The following is a 20,979-nucleotide window of genomic DNA, read 5'->3' on the forward strand; positions in this document are numbered from 1 at the left end:
AGGCCCCAGTACGTCACCTCGGCGGTGTCGATCTGGAACCCGGAGCTGGAGCTCGGTGTGAGGCAGGGCGCCTCACCGACGGCGCAGTCGACGTCGCCGACCACGCCGCAGGACCGGCACACCACGTGATGGTGGTTGTCGCCGACCCGGCGCTCGTACCGGGCGGGGTGCCCGGCGGGCTCGATCCGGCGCAGGATGCCCACGGCGGTGAGCGCGTGCAGCACGTCGTACACCGCCTGGACCGACACGGTGGGCAGCGCGGTCCGGGCCTGCTTGAGGATGGTGTCGGCGTCGGCGTGCGGCAGATCGCCCACCGCGTCCAGCACCGCCACCCGAGGAGCGGTGACCCGCAGCCCGTGCTCGCGCAGCAGTTCGCCCGGGTCGGTGTGAACGTGCCGGTGGAGCTCCATGGCCCTCACCCTGGCAGGTTTTCTGGAACTGTTCAAGTAGGCATCTGACGGCGTGTCAGATCCCGGCCGGCCTCCGGAAGGTGTCCTGAGGGGATCTGGTAGAGTTGTTCCCGACTGGCCTGGGTCGTGCCTCGCGCATGGCTCAGGTGCACAAGTGGAGTCCCTCCCACCTGAGTCTCGACCGCCGACCTCGTGTCGCAGCAGAGTCCAGGTCTCGGTCAGCGGGACGCCTTCCGGGGCGGTTCCGTGCGGCGGGTGCATCCGTGCACCCTCGCGACCGTGATGGCCCCCGCCTGTGCTCAGGATCGGGGGCCTTTCCCGTTCCTGGTGGTCACCACGTCGAGACACCGAGGAGCACCACATCAGCGAGCCCCGCATCAACGATCGGATCCGCGTCGCCGAGGTCCGCCTGGTCGGCCCGAACGGCGAGCAGGTCGGCATCGTCCGCGTGGAGGACGCACTGCGCCTGGCTCAGGACGCCGACCTCGACCTGGTCGAGGTCGCGCCGACCGCCCGTCCCCCGGTCTGCAAGATCATGGACTACGGGAAGTTCAAGTACGAGGCCGACATGAAGGCCCGTGAAGCCCGGCGCAACCAGAGCAACACGGTTCTCAAGGAGATCCGCTTCCGGCTCAAGATCGACCCGCACGACTACGGCACCAAGAAGGGCCACGTCGTCCGGTTCCTGTCGGCCGGCGACAAGGTCAAGGTCATGATCATGTTCCGTGGTCGTGAGCAGTCCCGCCCCGAGATGGGTGTGCGTCTGCTGCAGCGGCTCGCGGACGACGTGTCGGACCTCGGCTTCGTCGAGAGCATGCCGAAGCAGGACGGCCGCAACATGACCATGGTCCTCGGGCCGGTCAAGAAGAAGTCGGAGCAGAAGAATGAGCAGCGTCGTACCCGGCGCAGCGAGTCCGAGGCACCGGCCGATCTGATCGACTTCGACGCGAGCGACATCGAGGAGTCGGCTCCGGCCGAGTCCGCCCCGGTGGAGTCCGCCGCGACCGAGGCCCCGGTCGAGGCAGTCGTCGAGTCGGCTCCGGTCGAGGAGGCCCCTGCCGAGGAGACGCCGGCCGAGCCGGTCGCCGAGACCCCGGCACCGGCCGCGAAGCCCGCCGCGACTCCGAAGCCGGCCGCCAAGCCTGCTGCCGCTGCCAAGCCCGCTGCCGCTGCCAAGCCGGCCGCGAAGCCCGCGGCTGCTGCGAAGCCCGCGGCCGCCACGTCCGCCACGCCTCCCGCACCGGCCCCGGCCGACGCGGAGACGGGTGCACCGAAGCCCACCCCGCGGCCCGCGCCGAAGCCCGCGGCTCGACCGGCCCCCCGCGGCCGGTCGGCCACGAGCTGACCCGGACCACCACCCACCTGCGGGTCCCACCGGGCCCGTCAGGACGCGTCACACGCCTCACGGTGTGCGACACGAGACAAGGAGAGAGCGGCAGCCATGCCGAAGAACAAGACGCACTCCGGTGCCAAGAAGCGCTTCCGGGTGACGGGCACCGGCAAGCTCATGCGCGAGCAGGCGAACGCCCGCCACCTGCTCGAGCACAAGTCGAGCCGTCGCACCCGGCGCCTCGCCCAGGACCAGGTCGTCTCCGCGGCTGACGCCCCCAAGATCAAGAAGCTGCTCGGTCGTTGATGCCGTGCGGCCCTGACGGCCGCGGCACACCCGAGCCCCGACAAGCAAGGAGCATCACGTGGCACGCGTGAAGCGGGCGGTCAACGCCCAGAAGAAGCGCCGGTCTACCCTGGAGCGCGCGAGCGGCTACCGCGGTCAGCGGTCCCGTCTGTACCGCAAGGCCAAGGAGCAGGTCACCCACTCCCTGGTCTACGCCTACCGCGACCGCAAGGTCCGCAAGGGCGACTTCCGCAAGCTGTGGATCCAGCGCATCAACGCTGCGTCCCGCGAGCAGGGTCTGACCTACAACCGCCTCATCCAGGGCCTCAAGCTCGCCGGTGTCGAGGTCGACCGCCGGGTCCTGGCCGACCTGGCCGTCAACGACGCCCCGGCGTTCAACGCGCTGGTCGAGGTCGCGAAGAAGGCGCTGCCCGCGGACGTGAACGCCCCGCGCGCCGCTGCCTGAGCAGCCCCGCACTGACGACGGCCCCCGTCGGATTCCGGTCCGCCGGGGGTCGTCGCATGCCCGGACCCGCGCGCGGTACGTCGAATGCGAAGAACTCGGCGCCCATATCGCCCGATCAGCGACAACTTCTTCGCACTCGGCACAGGGGCGCCACGAGCTGCGGGATGATGGTCGGGTGTCCCGTAGCGCGTTCGACCCGACCGAGCCCACCCTGACCAACCCGCAGGCCGACCGGGTGCGTTCCGTGCACGGTCTGGGCCAGCGCGCCGCCCGGCGACGGAGCGGGCAGTACCTGGTCGAGGGCCCGCAGGCGGTCCGGGAGCTGGTCCGTTGGTCGCCCGAGCGGGTGCGGGACGTGTACCTGACCCCCGAGTCCGCCGCCCGGTACCCGGAGATCGTCACGGGCTCCGCCGGGTTGTTCCGGCACCTCGGCACCCCCGAGGTGCTGGCCGCGATGTCGGCGGACGCGCAGGGAGTCCTCGCGGTGGCCACCCTTCCCGAGGCCGGGACCACCCGGACGCCGGAGCACGGGCCCCTGCCCTCGGAGCGCGGACCCCTGACCGCCGACGCCCTGCCCGGCCTGCTCGCCACCGGCCCGCGCCTGATCGCGCTGCTGGCCCGGGTCCGCGACCCGGGCAACCTCGGCACCGTCATCCGGGTCGCCGACGCCGCCGGGGCGGACGCGGTCGTGATCGCGGGCGACGCGGTCGAGGTGACCAACCCGAAGGTGGTCCGGTCGACCGCCGGGTCGTTGTTCCACCTGCCGGTGGTGCACGGCCTGTCGGTGGACGACGCGGTCCGGTCCCTGCGGGCCGCCGGATCCCGGGTGCTCGCCGCGGACGGTGCGGGCACCCTCGACCTGGACGACCTGCAGGACGCGGCGGCGCTCGGTGACGACCGGGGGCCGGTCGACCTGCGCCGACCGACCGCGTGGCTCTTCGGGAACGAGGCCTGGGGGCTGCCGGCGGAGGACCGGGACCTGGCGGACGCTGTGGTTCGGGTGCCGTTGCGCGGACACGCCGAGTCGCTGAACCTGGCCACGGCGGCGGCGGTCTGCCTCTACGCCTCCTCCCGCGCGCACCGGTGACGCCCGGGCCCGCTCGCCCCACGATCGCGCCCGGGCCCGCTCGCCCCACGATCGCGCCCGGTCCCGTCCGCCCCGCGGTCACGCCCGACCCCGGGCCGCTCCGCGATGGCGCCCGGTCCCGGCCCGTTATCGTGCCCGGGGAGCGGCAGCTGTGACAGGATGCGACGCATGACCGACCACGCGCGCCGATTTCCCGGGCCCGTTCCCGGGCTCCGCGGCTGACGCACGGCCAGTCACCGGACCGGGGAGCGGGCGCGACTAGACTCGTCCACCGGCACGTCAGCATGGGTCTGACGGTGCCGGAAACCGCCTGACCCGCCCGGAAGGTCCGGATGTCCGAGACACCCCTGTCCCCGCTCGACGCCGCCGGCGTCGACTCCGCCGTCGATGACGCGCTGGCCGCAGTGGCCGCCGCCGCCGACCTCGATGCCCTCAAGGCCGTGCGCACCGCGCACACCGGTGAGCGCAGCCCCCTCGCCCTGGCGAACCGTGCCATCGGTTCCCTGGAGCCCGCCGACAAGGCGTCGGCCGGCAAGACCCTGGGCCAGGCCCGCGGCCGGGTCAACCAGGCGATCGCCGCCCGGCAGTCCGCGCTCGAGGCCGAGCGCGACGCGCGCATCCTGGTCGCCGAGACGGTGGATCTCACCGCGCCGGTCGACCGCCGGCCCGCCGGTGCCCGCCACCCGCTGTCCGCTCTGCAGGAGCGGATCGCCGACGTGTTCGTCGCGATGGGCTGGGAGATCGCCGAAGGCCCCGAGGTCGAGGCGGAGTGGTTCAACTTCGACGCGCTGAACTTCGGTCCGGACCACCCCGCGCGCCAGATGCAGGACACCTTCTTCGTCCAGGGCGTCGGCGAGCAGCAGGAGGACCCGCACCTGGTGCTGCGGACGCACACCTCGCCGGTGCAGGCCCGCAGCCTGCTGGAGCGCGGCGTGCCGGTCTATGTGGCCTGCCCGGGCCGGGTGTTCCGCACCGACGAGCTGGACGCCACGCACACCCCGGTCTTCCACCAGGTCGAGGGCCTGGCGATCGACAGGGGCCTGACCATGGCCCACCTCAAGGGCACCCTGGACCACTTCGCCCGGGCGATCTTCGGCCCGGAGGCGCGTACCCGGCTGCGCCCGTCGTTCTTCCCCTTCACCGAGCCCAGCGCCGAGATGGACCTGTGGTTCCCGCAGAAGAAGGGCGGCCCGGGCTGGATCGAGTGGGGCGGCTGCGGCATGGTCCACCCGAACGTGCTGCGTGCGGCCGGGATCGACCCCGACGAGTACTCCGGTTTCGCTTTCGGGATGGGCATCGAGCGCACGCTGATGTTCCGGAACTCGATCGCGGACATGCACGACATGGTGGAGGGCGACGTGCGCTTCTCCACCCAGTTCCAGGCGGTGATCTGATGCCTCGCATTCCCCTGACCTGGCTCGGCGAGCACGTCGAGCTGCCCGCGGGCACCACCGCGGAGACCCTGGCCGCGGACCTGGTCCGGGTCGGCCTGGAGGAGGAGACGATCCACCCCGCGCAGGTCACCGGTCCGCTGGTGGTCGGCGAGGTCCTGTCCCGGATCCCCGAGCCGCAGAAGAACGGCAAGACGATCAACTGGTGCCAGGTCGACGTCGGCCCGGAGCACAACGTCGACGGCTCGCGCGGGATCGTCTGCGGCGCGCAGAACTTCGACGTCGGCGACCGGGTGGTCGTCGCGCTGCCCGGCGCCGTGCTGCCCGGACCGTTCCCGATCGCCTCGCGCAAGACCTACGGCCACCTCTCGGACGGCATGATCTGCTCCGCCCGGGAGCTCGGGCTGGGCGAGGACCACGACGGGATCATCGTGCTGTCCCGGATCGGGATCGACGCGGCCCCGGGGACCGACGCGCGCGAGCTGCTCGGCCTGGGCGAGGAGGTCCTGGAGATCAACGTGACCCCGGACCGGGGCTACTGCTTCTCCCTGCGTGGCGTGGCCCGCGAGTACGGGCACGCCACCGGCGCGGTCTTCACCGACCCCGGCCTGGTCGCGGTCGAGGAGCTGCCCACCCAGGGCGGTTTCCCGGTCGAGCTCCGGGACGAGGCACCGATCCACGGCGTGCCGGGCGCGGACCGGTTCGTGGCGCGGATCGTGCGCGGGGTCGCGGCGGACCGGCCGTCGCCGACCTGGATGCAGCGCCGGTTGACCGAGGCCGGCATGCGCCCGATCAGCCTGGCGGTGGACGTGACCAACTACGTCATGCTCGACCTCGGCCAGCCGCTGCACGCCTACGACCTGGCGGCCCTGGACGGTCCGATCGTGGTGCGGCGTGCGGCGGCGGGGGAGACCCTGACCACCCTGGACGGCCAGGAGCGCACGCTCGACGCCGAGGACCTGCTGATCACCGATCGTGCCCGGGTGCTGGGACTGGCCGGTGTGATGGGCGGTCAGGACTCCGAGGTCTCCGGATCGACCTCCGACCTGCTGATCGAGGGCGCGCACTTCGACCCGGTGTCGGTGGCGCGGACCGCCCGACGGCACAAGCTGTCCTCCGAGGCGGCCAAGCGGTTCGAGCGCGGGGTCGACCCGCAGCTCGCGCCGGTGGCGGTCGCCCGGGCGGTCGCGCTGCTGGTCGAGCACGGCGGCGGCACCGCGGACCCGGTGGTGACCGACGTGAACCACGTCGCCCCCGCGCCGGTGCTCCAGCTGCCGCTGGCCCTGCCCGGTCGACTGATCGGCCTGGAGCTGGACGCCGCCACGGTGACCGGCCTCCTGCGCCGGATCGGCTGCACCGTCGGGGAGATCGCCGGGACCGGGGCGCAGGCCACCGTGTCGGTCACCGTCCCGAGCTGGCGCCCGGACCTGACCGAGCCGGTGGATCTGGTCGAGGAGGTCGCCCGTCTGCACGGCTACGACCTGATCCCGTCGATCGTGCCCACGGCGCCCGCGGGCGCGGGACTGACCACCGATCAGCTCCGTCGCCGGGCGGTCTCCGGTGTGCTGGCCGACCGCGGGTGGGTCGAGACGCTGTCCTACCCGTTCGTCGGCACCGCCCAGCTGGACGCGCTCGGCGTGCCGGCCGATGACACCCGCCGGACCCTGCTCCGGCTGGCGAACCCGCTCTCCGAGGAGCAGCCGTACCTGCGCACCTCGCTGCTGGTCACCCTGCTGGACACCGCGCGGCGGAACGTCGCCCGCGGCTCCTCGGCCATCGACGGCTGGGCGGTCTTCGAGGTCGGCACGGTCACGCTGCCCACCCCGGGCAGCCCCGCCGCGCCGGTGCCCGCCCTCGGTGTGCGCCCGGCCCCGGAGGTGCTGGACGCGCTGAACGCCGCCGTGCCGCACCAGCCGCGCCGGGTCGCCGGTGTGGCCGTCGGCTGGCGCGAGCCCGGCGTGCGGGTCGCGGACGCCTCGGACGCGGTCGAGGCCGTGCAGGACGTGGCCCGGGTGCTCGGGGTCGACCTGACCCTGATCGCCGACACCGACCGCGCGCCGTTCCACCCGGGTCGGTGCGTCCGGGTGCAGACCGCGGACGGCGCCGTGGCCGGCTGGGCCGGGGAGCTGCACCCGAAGGTCGCCGGAGCGCTCAGCCTGCCGGGGCGTCCGGTGGCCTTCGAGCTGGACCTCGACGTGCTGCTGGCCGCCGCGCCGACCGCCCCCGTGGTCGCCGAGGAGGTCTCCACCTTCCCGGCCGCCAAGGAGGACGTCGCCCTGGTGGTCGACGCCGGGGTGCCTGCCGCCGACGTGCTGGCCGCGGTCCGCGCCGGTGCCGACGCCAGCCCGGCCGGTGCCGTGCTGGAGAGCGCGCGACTGTTCGACGTGTACTCCGGTGAGCAGGTGGGCGAGGGCAGGCGATCGCTGGCCTTCGCGCTCCGGCTGCGGGCCGCCGACCGCACGCTGACCGCGGAGGAGACCGCCGGGGTGCGGGACGCCGTGGTCGCCGAGGCGGGGAAGCGGTTCGGGGCGACGCTCCGGGGCTGAGCCGGCACATTCCGGGAGGGGTCGCACCGCATCGGTGCGGCCCCTCCTGTGTGACGGCCGCACCCGCCGGCGGTCGCCCGCTCGGCTCATCGGCGTGCACGCCCGGAGCAGCCGGTCGACACCTGGGAGGAGTTCACCAGGTCGTTACCCGGAGATAGTTCCGCAAACCGGACATCTCTGAAACGCTGTCGGACGGCTGTGTGACTCCCGTGACCCAGCCCTGTGACCGACGAATGGAGACCTCGGTGAGAGCAGCGGCCCGCAACCGCAGAACAGGGGCGGCGCTGGCCGCCCTCTCGGCACTGGTGGTGATCCCGGTCGGCAGCGCCGCCGCCGCGGTCGACATCACCGCAGCCAACACGGCGACCATCGCCGACGTGCAGGGCACCGGGGACGCCTCCCCGCTGGCCGGCCAGACCGTGACCACCTCCGGTCTGGTGACCGCCTCGTACCCGACCGGGGGCTTCCGCGGGTACGTCATCCAGACGCCCGGCACCGGTGGCGACCAGCCCCGGACCGCCTCGGACGCGGTGTTCGTCTACTCCCCGAACACGGTCGCCTCGGTGGGGATCGGCGACTACGTCCGGGTCACCGGCGCGGTCTCCGAGTACCAGGGCCTGACCGAGATCACGGTGAACGCCGCCTCGGGTGTCGAGCGGCTGGACGCCACGACCGCGGCACCGGTCACCCCGGTCAGCACCCCGTGGCCCGCCGACGACGCGTCCCGCGAGACGCTGGAGTCGATGCTGTACCTGCCGACCGGCGACCTCACGGTGACCAACACCTACAGCACCAACCAGTACGGCGAGGTCGGCCTGGCCACCGGCACCACGCCGCTGATCCAGCCGACCGAGGTCGCGGTCCCGGGCTCGGACCAGGCCGCCGCGGTGGCCGCGGACAACGCCGCCCGCGGGGTGACCCTGGACGACGGCGGGTCGACCAACTTCCTCACCGCGGCGAACCAGAGCCAGACGCCGCCGTACCTCTCGCTGACCGACCCCGTCCGGGTCGGCGCACCGGTGGCGTTCGACTCGCCGGTGATCGTGGACTACCGGAACAGCCTCTGGAAGCTGAACCCGACCACGGCGGGCGCCGCGGACGTGCGGTTCGGCGACACCCGGACCGACGCGCCGGACCCGGTGGGCGGTGACCTGTCGGTGGCGAGCTTCAACGTGCTGAACTACTTCACCACGCTGGGCGCCGACACCGCGGGCTGCGTCGCCTACACCGATCGCGCCGGGGACGGCGTGACGGTGAAGGAGGGCTGCGCCCCGCGCGGTGCCTGGGACGCCGACGACCTGCAGCGTCAGCAGGACAAGATCGTCGCCGCGATCAACACGCTGGATGCCGATGTCGTGGGCCTGATGGAGATCGAGAACTCCGCGGACGACCACGCCGTGAGCACGCTGGTCGACGCGCTGAACGCCGCCACCGGTGAGCAGACCTGGGCCTTCGTCCCGCGGTCCGCGGAGCTGCCGGACCCGAGCACCCAGGACGTGATCACCAATGCGCTGATCTACCGGATCGCCGCCGTCGAGACCGTGGGCGATGCCCGGGCGCTGGGCGACCAGTCCGGCGATGGGCAGGCGTTCGGCAACGCCCGCGAGCCGATCGGCCAGGTGTTCGCGCCGGTCGGCGGCGGCGAGCAGCTGTTCGTCGCGGTGAACCACTTCAAGTCCAAGGGATCGGCCGGTCCGTGGCCGGGCGACGCCGACACCGGTGACGGCCAGAGCTCGTCGGTCGAGTCCCGGGTCCGGCAGGCCGAGGCGCTGCGGGACTGGATCCCCACCGTGCAGGGCGACGCCGAGGCGGTCGCCCTGGTCGGCGACTTCAACTCCTACACCGCCGAGGACCCGCTGCAGGTGCTCTACACCGCGGGCTACACCGACGCCGGGAGCGCCCTGGCCGAGGGCGAGTACAGCTACTCGTTCTCCGGTCTGTCCGGCTCGCTGGACCACGTGCTGCTGAACCAGGCGGCGCTGGACCGGGCCACCGGCGCGGACATCTGGAACATCAACTCCGGTGAGTCGATCGCCCTGGAGTACAGCCGGTACAACTACCACGGCTCGCTGTTCTACGCGCCGGACGCCTACCGGTCCTCCGACCATGACCCGGTGATCGTCGGGCTGTCCGCGGGCGACGCCGAGCCGACCGGACCGGTGGACCTGACCCTGCTGAACATCAACGACTTCCACGGCCGGATCGACGCCAACACCGTCGCCTTCGCCGGGACCGTGGAGGCCGAGCGGGCCGCGGCGGAGAACGCGGTGTTCCTGTCCGCCGGCGACAACATCGGTGCCTCGCTGTTCGCGTCCTCCTCCGCGGAGGACCAGCCGACCATCGACGTGCTGAACGCGCTGGACCTGGCCGCCTCCGCGGTCGGCAACCACGAGTTCGACCGGGGTTACGCCGACCTGGTGGACCGGGTGATCGCCGACGGCACCAACGCCGAGTTCCCGTACCTGGGTGCGAACGTGTACGCCAAGGGCACCCAGGACCCGGCCCTGGACGAGTACGCGCTGGTCGAGACCGGCGGCATCACCGTCGGCGTGATCGGTGCGGTCACCCAGGAGACCCCGACCCTGGTCACCCCGGGCGGGATCGCGGACCTGGACTTCGGTGACCCGGTCGAGGCGGTGAACCGGGTGGCGGCGCAGCTGACCGACGGCGACCCGGCGAACGGCGAGGCCGACGTGATCGTGGCCGAGTACCACGAGGGCGCCGGTGCCGGGACCCCGGACGGCGCGACGCTGGAGGAGGAGATCGCCGCGGGCGGTGCCTTCGCCGACATCGTCACCGCGACCGACCCGGCGGTGGACGTGATCTTCACCGGCCACACCCACAAGCAGTACGCCTGGTACGGCCCGGCCGAGGGCAGCGCCGGGGAGAGCACCCGGCCGATCGTGCAGACCGGTTCCTACGGGGAGAACATCGGCAAGGTCTCGCTGACCTACGACCCAGCCACCGGCGCGGTCTCCGCACTGGCCGGATCGAACGTCGCCCGCCTGGCCCCGGCCGCGGGTCAGACCCAGGACGCGTTCGACGACCAGCTGGCCGCGACCTACCCCCGGGTGGCCGAGGTGCAGCAGATCGTGGACGCCGCGCTGGCCGCCGCCGACGAGATCGGCCGTCAGCCGGTCGGCTCGGTGACCGCGGACATCACCACCGCCTTCGCGGGCGGCTCCTACGGCGCGGACGGCTACGTCGGGCCCGACCCGGCCACGCCGACCGCGGGCCGGGACGACCGGTCCAAGGAGTCCACGCTGGGCAACCTGGTCGCGGACGCGCTGCTGGACAGCCTGTCCGACGCCGACCGCGGCGGAGCCCAGATCGGCGTGGTGAACCCGGGCGGTCTGCGCTCCGAGCTGCTCTACGCCCCGGACGGCACGATCACCTACGCCGAGGCCAACGCGGTGCTGCCGTTCGTGAACAACCTCTGGACCACCACGCTGACCGGTGCGCAGGTGGAGACCATGCTCGAGCAGCAGTGGCAGACGAACGCGGACGGCACCGTGCCCTCGCGTCCGTACCTGCAGCTGGGGCTCTCGGACAACGTCTCCTACACCTATGACTCCGACGCCACGGCGGGGGAGCGGATCACCTCTGTGACGGTGGACGGCGAGCCGCTGGACGCCGCCGCCGAGTACCGGGTGGGGACGTTCTCCTTCCTGGCCCAGGGCGGGGACAACTTCCGGGTGTTCACCGAGGGCACCGGCACCACGGACTCGGGCCTGGTCGACCGGGAGGCGTGGATCGCCTACCTGCAGGCCAACCCCGGGCTGAGCCCGGACTTCGCCGAGCGCGCGGTCGAGGTGCCCACCCTGCCGGAGACCGCCGCGGGTGAGCAGCTGGCCTTCGACGTCGCCGGGCTGAACCTGACCAGCCTGGGCGCACCGGAGAACACCGCGCTGGACGTCCAGCTGGACGGCACCTCCATCGGTTCGGCCACCCTGGCCGCCGGTGCGGGCTCGGTGTCCGTGACGGTGCCGGCGGGCACCACGGCCGGGGCGCACACCGTGTCCCTGGTCGCGGCGCCGAGCGGGACCACGGCCACCGTGCCGCTGACCGTCTCCGAGCCGGCAGGCCCGGCGCTCCTGGAGTCCAGCACCCACCTGATCACCACCCGGAGCAGTCAGCCCCAGGGCGCGCTGCTCCCGGCGGTGTTGATCTCCACGGTGCGGGTCGAGGGCCAGTGGTTCCCGAGCGGCACGGTCGAGTTCCGGGACGGTGACACCGTGATCGCCCGGTCGCGGGTGGTGCTCGGCATCGCGCTGACCACCGTGCCGCGCTCGACCTCGGTCGGCACGCACGCGTTCACCGCGACCTTCGTGCCCGCCGACCCCGGCACGGTCGCGGGCAGCACCAGCAACCCGGTCAGCATCCGCATCCGCTGACCGCACACGACCGAGGCCCGGGACCCTGTGCAGGGGTCCCGGGCCTCGGTCGTGCCTGCCTGCACGCCGGTCTCAGGGCTGTCCGGCCCCGCGTGCGTGCGCGCTCAGCAGCCGTCCGGTCCGCATGCCTCGGCCGAGTCCGCGCCGGGCACGGTGATGAAGCTCGGCGTCGGGGCCGGGAACGCCTGGTCCAGCAGCTGGGTGAAGACCTCGACCGGTTGGGCACCGGAGACCGCGATCCGCCGGTCGGCGACGAAGAACGGCACGCCGTTCACGCCCAGCGCCTGCGCCTCGGCCTCGTCCGCGCGCACCGCGCCCGCACCCTCGTCGGACGCCAACGCCGCACGCACGGTGCCGGCGTCCAGCCCGGCCTCGGTGGCGATCGCGAGCAGCTCGTCGGTGTCGTCCAGCACCCGGCCGTGCTCGAAGTGCGCGCTCATCAGCCGCTCGACCAGCTCCGCGCCCCGGTCCCCGGCGATGTGCACCAGGCGATGCGCGTCGAAGGTGTTGGCGGGCACCACCCTGTCGAAGTCGTAGACCAGGCCCTCACCCGCGGCGACCTGGGTCACCTGGGCGAACATCTGGCGCACCTGGTCCTCGGGCAGTCCCTTGCGCTCGGACAGCAGCTGCGCCTCGGTCATGCCGGGGTGCTCGTGGGAGTGCTCGGCGGTCGGGTCCAGCTCGAAGGAACGCCAGATCACCTGCACCTCGTCCCGGCGCGGGAACCGTTCCAGCGCGGCGGCGAACCGGCGCTTGCCGATGTAGCACCACGGGCAGGCGATGTCCGACCAGATCTCCACGGTCAGTGCGTTGCTCATGCGACCAGGACCACCTTTCCCGTGGTCTCGCGGCCCTCCAGCGCACGGTGCGCCTCGGCGGCCTCCTCCAGGGGGTACTGCGCGCCGATCCGCACGTCCAGCGTGCCGTCGGCCACCGTGGCGAACAGCTCGCCGGAACGCCAGCGGGTCTCCTCGACGCTCGCGGTGTAGTGCGCGAGGGTCGGGCGGGTCAGGAACACCGACCCGGCCCGGTTGAGCAGCTGCGGGTCGAACGGCGGGACTTGCCCGGACGCGCCGCCGAACAGCGCCAGTCCGCCACGCGGCCGCAGGGAGGCCAGCGACGCGTCGAAGGTCGACTTCCCGACCCCGTCGAACACGGTGTGCACGCCCTTGCCGCCGGTGAGCCCGCGCACGATGGCGGGCAGCTCCTCGGTCAGGTCCTGCAGCTCGGTGTACCGGATCACGTCCGAGGCCCCGGCCGCGCGGGCCAGCTCCTCCTTCTCCGGGGTGCCCACCGTGCTGATCACCCGCGCGCCACGGGCCACCGCGAGCTGGGTCAGCAGCAGACCGACCCCGCCGGCACCGGCGTGCACCAGCACCTCCTGGCCCTCGGACACCGGGAAGGTGGAGGCGACCAGGTAGTGCGCCGTCATGCCCTGCAACGGCAGCGCGGCGGCGACCACCGGGTCCACCCTCGCGGGCACCGGCAGCGCGGCCCGGGCGGGCACCACGACCAGTTCGGCGTAGGAGGACGGCGCGTCGGCCCAGGCCACCAGGTCGCCCACGGCGAATCCCTCGACCTGCGAGCCGACCGCGACCACCTCGCCGGCGCCCTCGGAGCCGACCACGTGCGGGTAGGTCATCGGGTAGACCCCGGCTCGCCGGTAGGTGTCGATGAAGTTGACCCCCGCGGCCACGGTGCGGACCAGCAGGTCGCGCGGGCCGGGTGCCGGGTCGTCGACCTCGATCAGGTCCAGGACGTCGGGGCCACCTGCGGCGGTGGCGATGATCGCGTGCATACCGGCGCCAACACGAGGGCCGGTCAGGCGATTCCCTGCTCGGTCAGCCAGCGCAGCAGCGGTGTGGTCCAGTCGATCTCGCCGGGGGCGAGTCCGAGCCCGTGACGGCCGTGCGGGTACACGTGCAGCTCCACCGGCACCTGGTGCCGCCGCAGTGCCGCGGTCAGCGCCAGCGAGTGCTCCACGCCGACCACCGCGTCGTCGGCGGTGTGCCAGGCGAACACGGGCGGCGTCCGGGCATCGGCTCGCAGCTCCACGGACAGGGCGCGGGCCGGGGCGTCGTCCGGCACCCCGATCAGGTTCAGCCGGGATCCGAGGTGCGGGTGGTCGACCATCGACACCACCGGGTAGCAGAGCACGGCGGCGTCCGGCCGGCGCACCTGGGCGAGCTCCAGTCCGCCGAGCGCGGCGGCGTCGGCCAGCTCCTCGGCGGTCGCGGTGGCCGCGGTCCCGGCGAGGTGCCCTCCGGCGGAGAAGCCCAGGACCGCCACCGGTCCGCGCTCCCGCAACCGGGCCAGGGCGATCAGCACCTGGTGCAGCGCATCCGGGTAGCGCGCCGGGGCCACCGGGTAGTCCAGCCAGGCGGCGCGCACCCCGTGGTCGGCCAGGAAGCGGCTGACGTCCTCGCACTCGTGCGGGGAGCGGTCCTGGTACCCGCCACCGGCGAGCACCAGGACGGTGCCGGGGGAGTCGGGGGTGCGGTCGGGGGTGTGCAGCGCTGCGGTCACAGGGCACCACGCTAGTGCCAGGATGAGGCCGTGATCGATGCCCACCTGCGCCGTTGGTACGCCGCGGACGCCGACGACCTCGCCGACGCGCTGCGGGCCGACCCGGACCTGGTGCGCCAGCTGGGCGGACTCGACCCGGACACACCCCTGGGCCGGGGTGCGGTGGCCGCGCACATCGACCGGCACCTGACCCCCGCCGGCACGCGGCTGGTCCGTGCGATCGTGTGGGACGGCCGGGTGGTCGGGAACGTCGCGGTCACCGGGATCGAGCGGCGGCACGACACCGGCTGGGTGTCGTACTGGCTCACCCTGGCGGCGCGCGGGCACGGACTCGCCGCGCGGGGACTGGCGACGGTGGCCGCCGAGGCGTTCGCGGACGGGCTGTTCCGCCTGGAACTCGGCCACCGGGTCAACAACCCCGCCTCCTGCGCGGTGGCCACCGCCGCGGGCTTCCGGGCCGAGGGAGTGGAGCGGGCCAAGCTCCGCTACGGTGACGAACGCTTCGACGTCGAGACCCACGCCCGGCTCGCGAGCGACCCGGAACCCGCGGCGGTGCGGCTCCCGATCCTCTGACACGCGGCGCGCATGATGAATCGACGTGCAGTCGGATGTATGATCATGCACATGTCGTTCTCCGTCGCCGTGGCAGGCGCCAGTGGTTACGCCGGTGGCGAGACCCTGCGTCTGCTGCTCGCCCACCCCGAGGCGCGGATCGGTGCGCTCACCGCGCACTCCAACGCCGGTACCCCGCTCGGTCAGCACGCCCCGCACCTGCGCGGCCTCGCCGACCGTGTCCTGACCCCGACCGACGTCGACACGCTGGCCGGGCACGACGTCGTGGTCCTCGCCCTGCCGCACGGTGCCAGCGGGGAGATCGCCGCGGCCCTGCCCCCGGAGACGATCGTGGTCGACCTCGGTGCCGACCACCGCCTGACCGACCCCGCCGCCTGGCAGGAGTACTACGGCAGCGCGCACGCCGGGACCTGGCCCTACGGCATGCCCGAGCTGATGCACGCGGGGGAGTCCACCCCGGCCGCCCAGCGCGCGGCGCTCGCGGGCACCCGGCGGATCGCGGTGCCGGGGTGCAACGTCACCGCGGTGACCCTCGGGATCCAGCCCGGCGTCGCCGCCGGCGTGATCGACCCCGACCTGGTCGCCGTGCTGTCGGTCGGCTACTCCGGGGCGGGTCGCAGCCTCAAACCGCACCTGCTGGCCGCCGAGGCCGCGGGTTCGGCCGTGCCCTACGCGGTCGGCGGCACGCATCGGCACGTGCCGGAGATCCTGCAGAATCTCGGCGTGCCGGAGGCCCGGCTGTCCTTCACCCCGGTGCTGGTGCCGATGTCCCGGGGCATCCTCGCCACCATCACCGCCCCGCTCGCCGCGGGCAGCACCGCGGACGACGTGCGCGAGGCCTGGGCGACCGCCTATGCCGACGAGCCCTTCGTCCAGCTGCTGCCGGAGGGCCAGTGGCCGGCGTCCGGCTGGACCACCGGCGCGAACACCGCCCTGGTGCAGGTCACCGTGGACCGGAAGGCCGGCCGGGTGGTCGCCGTGTGCGCCCTGGACAACCTGGTCAAGGGCACCGCCGGTGCCGCCGTCCAGTCCCTGAACCTCGCCCTCGGCCTGCCCGAGTCCCTGGGCCTGACCGTGGAAGGGGTGGCCCCGTGAGCGTCACCGTCCCCGCGGGCTTCCGTGCCGCCGGTGTCACCGCCGGTCTGAAGCCCTCCGGCAAGCCCGACGTCGCGGTGGTGGTGAACGACGGCCCGCTCCAGGTGGCGGCCGGGGTGTTCACCAGCAACCGGATCGTCGCCGCGCCGGTGGTCTGGTCCCGTCAGGCGGTCTCCGACGGCGTCGCGCACGCCGTGGTCCTGAACTCCGGCGGAGCGAACGCCTGCACCGGACCGGAGGGCTTCGGCGACACGCACACCACCGCCGAGCACGTCGGCGCCGTCCTGGACACCTCGCCCGGCGACGTGCTGGTCTGTTCCACCGGCCTGATCGGCGAGCGGCTGCCGATGGACCTGCTGCTGCCGGGCATCACCGCCGCGGTCGACGGGCTCAGCCCGGACGCCGGCCCGGACGCCGCCACCGCGATCATGACCACCGACACCGTGTCCAAGCAGGCGTCCGCCGGTCACGACGGCTGGTCGATCGGCGGCATGGCCAAGGGTGCGGGCATGCTCGCCCCCGGGCTGGCCACCATGCTGGTGGTCCTCACCACCGACGCCGTGCTGACCGCCGAGCAGGCCGACGCCGCGCTGCGGGCCGCGACCCGGACCACCTTCGACCGGGTCGACTCCGACGGCTGCATGTCCACCAACGACACCGTGCTGCTGCTCGCCTCCGGTGCCTCCGGGATCGCCCCCGCCGCCGCCGACTTCGCCGAGGCCCTGCGCGCCGTGAGCGACGACCTGGCCCGCCAGCTGGTCGCCGACGCCGAGGGCGCCAGCCACGACATCGCCGTCACGGTGACGAACGCCAGCACGGAGGACGCCGCGGTCGCGGTGGCCCGGGCGATCACCCGCTCCAACCTGTTCAAGGCCGCGGTCTTCGGCAACGACCCGAACTGGGGCCGGGTGCTGGCCGCCGCGGGCACCGTGCCCGAGGAGGTGGCCCCCTACGACCCGGCCCTGATCGACGTCGCGATCAACGGCGTCCAGGTCTGCCGGGCCGGGGGAGTCGGCGACCCGCGCGAGGGCGTGGACCTGGCGGCCCACCGGGAGGTGCGGGTGGAGGTCGACCTGCACGCCGGGGACGCCACCGCCACCATCTGGACCAACGACCTGACCCACGACTACGTCCACGAGAACAGCGCGTACTCCACATGAGCGACCTCATGCCCGACGACTTCGACATCCACACCGACCTGCGCCCGGACCAGAAGGCGGAGGTGCTGCTGGAGGCCCTGCCCTGGTTGCAGCGGTTCGCCGGCTCGCTGGTCGTGGTCAAGTACGGCGGCAACGCCATGGTCGACGACCGGCTCAAGCGCGCCTTCGCGGAGGACATGGTCTTCCTGCGGCAGGTCGGGCTGCGCCCCGTCGTGGTGCACGGTGGCGGCCCGCAGATCAGCGCCATGCTGGACAAGCTCGGCATCGTCAGCGAGTTCCGCGGCGGACTGCGCGTCACCACCCCGGAGGCGATGGACGTCGTCCGGATGGTGCTCACCGGCCAGGTCTCCCGGGAGCTGGTCGGCCTGCTGAACGCGCACGGCCCCTACGCGGTCGGCCTCTCCGGCGAGGACGGCGGTCTGCTGCAGGCCCGGCGCCGCACCGCGGTGGTCGACGGCGAGCAGGTGGACGTCGGCATGGTCGGCGACGTGGTCGAGGTCAACCCCGGCGCGGTGCTCGACCTGCTGGACGCCGGCCGGATCCCGGTGGTCTCCACGGTCGCCCCCGACCTGGACGACCCGACCCAGGTGCTGAACGTGAACGCCGACACCGCGGCGGCCGCACTGGCCGTCGCACTGGAGGCCCGCAAGCTGATCGTGCTGACCGACGTCGAGGGGCTCTACACCGACTGGCCGGACAAGGGCTCCCTGGTCCGGCGCATCCGGGCCTCCGCGCTGGCCGAGCTGCTGCCCGGGCTCGCGTCCGGCATGCGGCCCAAGATGGAGGCCTGCTGGCGCGCGGTGACCGGCGGAGTCGGCCGGGCGCACGTGATCGACGGCCGCGCCGCGCACTCGGTGCTGGTCGAGGTCTTCACCAGCGAGGGCATCGGCACCATGGTGCTGCCCGACGACGAGCCGGTGCCGTCGCCCTTCACCGCACCGATCCCGCTGGTCCACCCGGAGGTGCGGCACTGATGACCGAACTCGACCTGACCGGCACCGACTCGGTGGTGCACTGGACCCAGCGCTACTCCGGCGCGGTGATGGACACCTTCGGCCCGCCGCAGCGCGTGCTGGTCCGCGGCGAGGGCTGCTACGTCTGGGACGCCGACGGCCGGCGCTACCTGGACCTGCTCGGCGGCATCGCGGTGAACGCCCTGGGCCACGCGCACCCGACGCTGACCGCCGCGGTCTCCGCGCAACTGGGCACCATCGGCCACATCTCCAACTTCTTCGCCAGCCCGACCCAGATCGCGCTGGCCGAGCGGCTGATCGGCCTGACCGGTGCCCCGGACGGCTCCCGGGTGTTCTTCGCGAACTCCGGCGCCGAAGCGAACGAGGCCGCGTTCAAGATGGCCCGGCGCAACAACGACTCCGGCCGCCGCACCCGGATCCTGGCATTGGAGGGCTCCTTCCACGGCCGGACGCTCGGGGCGCTGGCCATGACCTCGAAGGCCGCCTACCGCGAGCCCTTCGAGCCGCTGCCCGCCGGGGTCGAGTTCCTGCCGTTCGGCGACACCGCCGCGCTGGAGGCCGCCTTCGCCGACGGCGAGACCGTCGCCGCGCTGGTCGTCGAGCCGATCCAGGGCGAGGTCGGCGTCCGGGCCATGCCACCGGGCTATCTGGCGCGCGCACGGGGGCTGACCGCCGAGCACGGCGCGCTGCTGGTCCTGGACGAGGTGCAGTCCGGTATGGGCCGCACCGGCGCCTGGCTGGCCAGCCATCGACCCGAGATCGGCGGTGGGATCACCCCCGACGTCGTCACGCTGGCCAAGGCGCTCGGCGGCGGCATCCCGATCGGTGCGGTGGTGGCCTACGGCGAGCGCGCGGCCACCCTGCTCGGTCGCGGGCAGCACGGCACCACCTTCGGCGGGAACCCGGTCGCAGCAGCCGCTGCGCTCGCCACCATCGGCGTGATCGAACGGGACGGCCTGCTGGCCCATGTCGACCGGCTCGGTGCCGCGTGGCGGGAGGAACTGGCCGCCGCGCACCCGTCGATCACCGAGGTCCGTGGCGCCGGACTGCTGATCGCGATCGAGTTCGCCGCCCCGGTCGCCGCCCAGGTGGCCGCCCAGGCCCTGTCGGCCGGCTTCATCGTGAACCCGTGCACGCCGAGCACCCTCCGGCTCGCGCCGCCCTACCTGCTCACCACCGAGCAGGCCGCCACCTTCACCGCCTTCTTGGCGGCCCTGCCGCACACCCTGGAGGCCTCCGCATGACCGCGCCCCGGGCGATCCGCCACTTCCTGCGCGACGACGACCTGAGCCAGGCCGACCAGGCCGAGGTGCTGCAGCTCGCCCTCGATCTGCGCGCCGACCGGTTCGCCCGCACCCCGCTGACCGGGCCGCGTGCCGTGGCCGTGCTGTTCGACAAGCCGTCCACCCGCACCCGGGTCTCGTTCTCGGTCGGAATCGCCGAGCTCGGCGGCTACCCGCTGGTGATGGACTCCGGTTCCTCCCAGCTCGGGCGCGGTGAACCGATCGAGGACACCGCCCGGGTGCTGGACCGCCAGGTCGCCGCGATCGTGTGGCGCACCTTCGCCCAGGAGAACATCGACCGGATGGCCGCCGCGGCCTCGGTGCCGGTGGTCAACGCCCTGACCGACCTGTTCCACCCGTGCCAGATCCTGGCCGACCTGATGACGGTCGCGCAGCATCGCGGGGGAGTGGCCGCCCTGCCCGGCCAGACCCTGACCTACGTCGGGGACGCGGCCAACAACATGGCGCACTCCTACCTGCTGGGCGGTGCCACCGCCGGGATGCACGTCCGGATCGCCGGCCCGAGCGGCTACCTGCCCGATCCGGAGGTGGTGGCGACCGCCGAGCGGATCGCCGTGACCACGGGTGGCTCGGTCCAGGTCGGCACCGACCCGATCGCCGCCGTGACCGGTGCGGACGCCATCGCCACCGACACCTGGGTGTCGATGGGCCAGGAGAACGAGTCGCTGGCCCGCAGCGACCGGTTCGACACGTTCGCCGTGACCTCGGACCTGATCGGGCATGCCGCCCCCGATGCGCTGATCCTGCACTGCCTGCCCGCCTACCGGGGCAAGGAGATCGCCGCCGACGTCATCGACGGGCCGCAGTCGGTGGTCTGGGACGAGGCCGAGAACCGCCTGCACGCGCAGAAGGCGCTGCTGGTCTGGCTGTTGGAGCGCGCATGACCGAACCCGCCACCTCCACCGGCCGGGTGCCCAGCACCAAGGCCGCCCGGCACGCCCTGATCACCGGTCTGCTGGCCCGGCAGTCCGTGCACTCGCAGTCCGAGCTCGCCGACCTGCTGGCCGCCGACGGGGTCACCGTCACCCAGGCCACCCTGTCCCGGGACCTGGTCGAGCTGCGCGCGGTGAAGATCCGCACCCCGCACGGAGCACTGGCCTACGCCGTCCCGGCCGAGGGCGGCGACCGCACCCCGACCCCGGTCGCCGACACCGAGGCGCTGGCCGCTCGGCTGGCCCGGCTCTGCGGCGAACTGCTGGTCACCGCCGAGGCCAACCAGAACCTGGTCGTGCTGCGCACGCCGCCCGGCGGGGCGCAGTTCCTGGCCTCCGCGATCGACCACTCGGTGCTGCCCGCGGTGCTGGGCTCGATCGCGGGCGACGACACCATCCTGGTGATCGCCCGCGAGGGCACCGAGGGCAGCGCGCTGGCCGCCCGATTCCTGGAGCTGGCCTCGGCCGGCACCGCCTGAACCCTGATACACGAAACGTGAGGAAAA

Annotated in this window: 18 protein-coding genes; 14 read left to right on the forward strand and 4 right to left on the reverse strand. The window is 73.4% G+C overall.

The window, feature by feature from the left end:
• Nucleotides 1-410: Fur family transcriptional regulator (locus OGL89_RS13335; protein ID WP_263120644.1), on the reverse strand; the 410-nt coding region annotated here is incomplete at its 3' end.
• 295 nt (nucleotides 411-705) lie between these two features.
• Here OGL89_RS13335 and infC point away from each other — a divergent pair.
• The 7 genes from infC to OGL89_RS13370 all read left to right on the forward strand — a co-directional run bounded on the left by infC (nucleotide 706) and on the right by OGL89_RS13370 (nucleotide 11,909).
• Complete coding sequence (infC, locus tag OGL89_RS13340) at nucleotides 706-1,755, forward strand: translation initiation factor IF-3 (protein WP_263120645.1); 1,050 nt, start codon at nucleotides 706-708, stop codon at nucleotides 1,753-1,755.
• A 96-nt stretch (nucleotides 1,756-1,851) separates the two neighbouring features.
• The gene (gene rpmI, locus OGL89_RS13345) at nucleotides 1,852-2,046 is read left to right on the forward strand and encodes a 50S ribosomal protein L35 (RefSeq protein WP_169165776.1); all 195 of its coding nucleotides are present in this window, start codon (nucleotides 1,852-1,854) and stop codon (nucleotides 2,044-2,046) included.
• Nucleotides 2,047-2,104: 58 nt separating this feature from the next.
• Nucleotides 2,105-2,491: a 50S ribosomal protein L20 gene (gene rplT / locus OGL89_RS13350; protein ID WP_168630999.1), complete on the forward strand. Its 387-nt coding sequence runs from the start codon at nucleotides 2,105-2,107 to the stop codon at nucleotides 2,489-2,491.
• Between the two features lie 175 nt (nucleotides 2,492-2,666).
• On the forward strand, nucleotides 2,667-3,578 hold the full coding sequence (locus OGL89_RS13355; protein ID WP_263120646.1) for an RNA methyltransferase: 912 nt from the start codon (nucleotides 2,667-2,669) through the stop codon (nucleotides 3,576-3,578).
• A 332-nt stretch (nucleotides 3,579-3,910) separates the two neighbouring features.
• Complete coding sequence (gene pheS, locus OGL89_RS13360; RefSeq protein ID WP_263120647.1) at nucleotides 3,911-4,972, forward strand: phenylalanine--tRNA ligase subunit alpha; 1,062 nt, start codon at nucleotides 3,911-3,913, stop codon at nucleotides 4,970-4,972.
• On the forward strand, nucleotides 4,972-7,515 hold the full coding sequence (gene pheT, locus OGL89_RS13365; RefSeq protein WP_263120648.1) for a phenylalanine--tRNA ligase subunit beta: 2,544 nt from the start codon (nucleotides 4,972-4,974) through the stop codon (nucleotides 7,513-7,515). The genes pheS and pheT overlap by 1 nt, the downstream gene beginning before the upstream one ends.
• A 245-nt stretch (nucleotides 7,516-7,760) precedes the next feature.
• Nucleotides 7,761-11,909 (forward strand): ExeM/NucH family extracellular endonuclease, encoded by a 4,149-nt coding sequence (locus OGL89_RS13370; protein ID WP_263120649.1) that lies wholly within the window; start codon nucleotides 7,761-7,763, stop codon nucleotides 11,907-11,909.
• Between the two features lie 104 nt (nucleotides 11,910-12,013).
• Here the strand turns inward: OGL89_RS13370 and OGL89_RS13375 are convergent, their stop codons facing one another.
• Genes OGL89_RS13375 through OGL89_RS13385 form a run of 3 tightly spaced genes read right to left on the reverse strand, consistent with a single transcriptional unit; the run spans nucleotide 12,014 to nucleotide 14,435 of the window.
• The gene (locus tag OGL89_RS13375) at nucleotides 12,014-12,727 is read right to left on the reverse strand and encodes a DsbA family oxidoreductase (protein WP_263120650.1); all 714 of its coding nucleotides are present in this window, start codon (nucleotides 12,725-12,727) and stop codon (nucleotides 12,014-12,016) included.
• Nucleotides 12,724-13,707 carry a quinone oxidoreductase gene (locus OGL89_RS13380; RefSeq protein WP_263120651.1) on the reverse strand — a complete coding sequence of 328 codons (984 nt, stop codon included), beginning with the start codon at nucleotides 13,705-13,707 and terminating at the stop codon, nucleotides 12,724-12,726. Before OGL89_RS13380 ends, OGL89_RS13375 begins: the two co-directional genes overlap by 4 nt.
• Nucleotides 13,708-13,730: 23 nt before the next feature.
• Nucleotides 13,731-14,435 carry an alpha/beta hydrolase gene (locus tag OGL89_RS13385; protein ID WP_263120652.1) on the reverse strand — a complete coding sequence of 235 codons (705 nt, stop codon included), beginning with the start codon at nucleotides 14,433-14,435 and terminating at the stop codon, nucleotides 13,731-13,733.
• Between the two features lie 33 nt (nucleotides 14,436-14,468).
• On the opposite strand from OGL89_RS13385, the gene OGL89_RS13390 reads away from it, so the two are divergent.
• The 7 genes from OGL89_RS13390 to OGL89_RS13420 are packed head-to-tail and all read left to right on the forward strand — an operon-like array spanning nucleotide 14,469 to nucleotide 20,952.
• Nucleotides 14,469-15,008 carry a GNAT family protein gene (locus OGL89_RS13390; RefSeq protein ID WP_263120662.1) on the forward strand — a complete coding sequence of 180 codons (540 nt, stop codon included), beginning with the start codon at nucleotides 14,469-14,471 and terminating at the stop codon, nucleotides 15,006-15,008.
• A 45-nt stretch (nucleotides 15,009-15,053) separates the two neighbouring features.
• Entirely contained in the window at nucleotides 15,054-16,103 is a 1,050-nt protein-coding gene (gene argC, locus OGL89_RS13395; protein ID WP_263120663.1) for an N-acetyl-gamma-glutamyl-phosphate reductase, read from the forward strand.
• A complete protein-coding gene (gene argJ / locus OGL89_RS13400; protein WP_263120653.1) occupies nucleotides 16,100-17,263 on the forward strand; it encodes a bifunctional glutamate N-acetyltransferase/amino-acid acetyltransferase ArgJ in 1,164 nt (387 codons plus the stop codon). Before argC ends, argJ begins: the two co-directional genes overlap by 4 nt.
• The gene (gene argB, locus OGL89_RS13405) at nucleotides 17,260-18,237 is read left to right on the forward strand and encodes an acetylglutamate kinase (RefSeq protein WP_263120654.1); all 978 of its coding nucleotides are present in this window, start codon (nucleotides 17,260-17,262) and stop codon (nucleotides 18,235-18,237) included. The genes argJ and argB overlap by 4 nt, the downstream gene beginning before the upstream one ends.
• Nucleotides 18,237-19,481: an acetylornithine transaminase gene (locus OGL89_RS13410; RefSeq protein WP_263120655.1), complete on the forward strand. Its 1,245-nt coding sequence runs from the start codon at nucleotides 18,237-18,239 to the stop codon at nucleotides 19,479-19,481. Before argB ends, OGL89_RS13410 begins: the two co-directional genes overlap by 1 nt.
• A complete protein-coding gene (gene argF / locus OGL89_RS13415) occupies nucleotides 19,478-20,425 on the forward strand; it encodes an ornithine carbamoyltransferase (protein WP_263120656.1) in 948 nt (315 codons plus the stop codon). The genes OGL89_RS13410 and argF overlap by 4 nt, the downstream gene beginning before the upstream one ends.
• The gene (locus OGL89_RS13420; RefSeq protein ID WP_263120657.1) at nucleotides 20,422-20,952 is read left to right on the forward strand and encodes an arginine repressor; all 531 of its coding nucleotides are present in this window, start codon (nucleotides 20,422-20,424) and stop codon (nucleotides 20,950-20,952) included. Before argF ends, OGL89_RS13420 begins: the two co-directional genes overlap by 4 nt.
• Nucleotides 20,953-20,979 lie beyond the last annotated feature (27 nt).

This window comes from Cellulomonas sp. RIT-PI-Y (assembly GCF_025642745.1).
Taxonomy (GTDB): Bacteria; Actinomycetota; Actinomycetes; order Actinomycetales; family Cellulomonadaceae; genus Cellulomonas.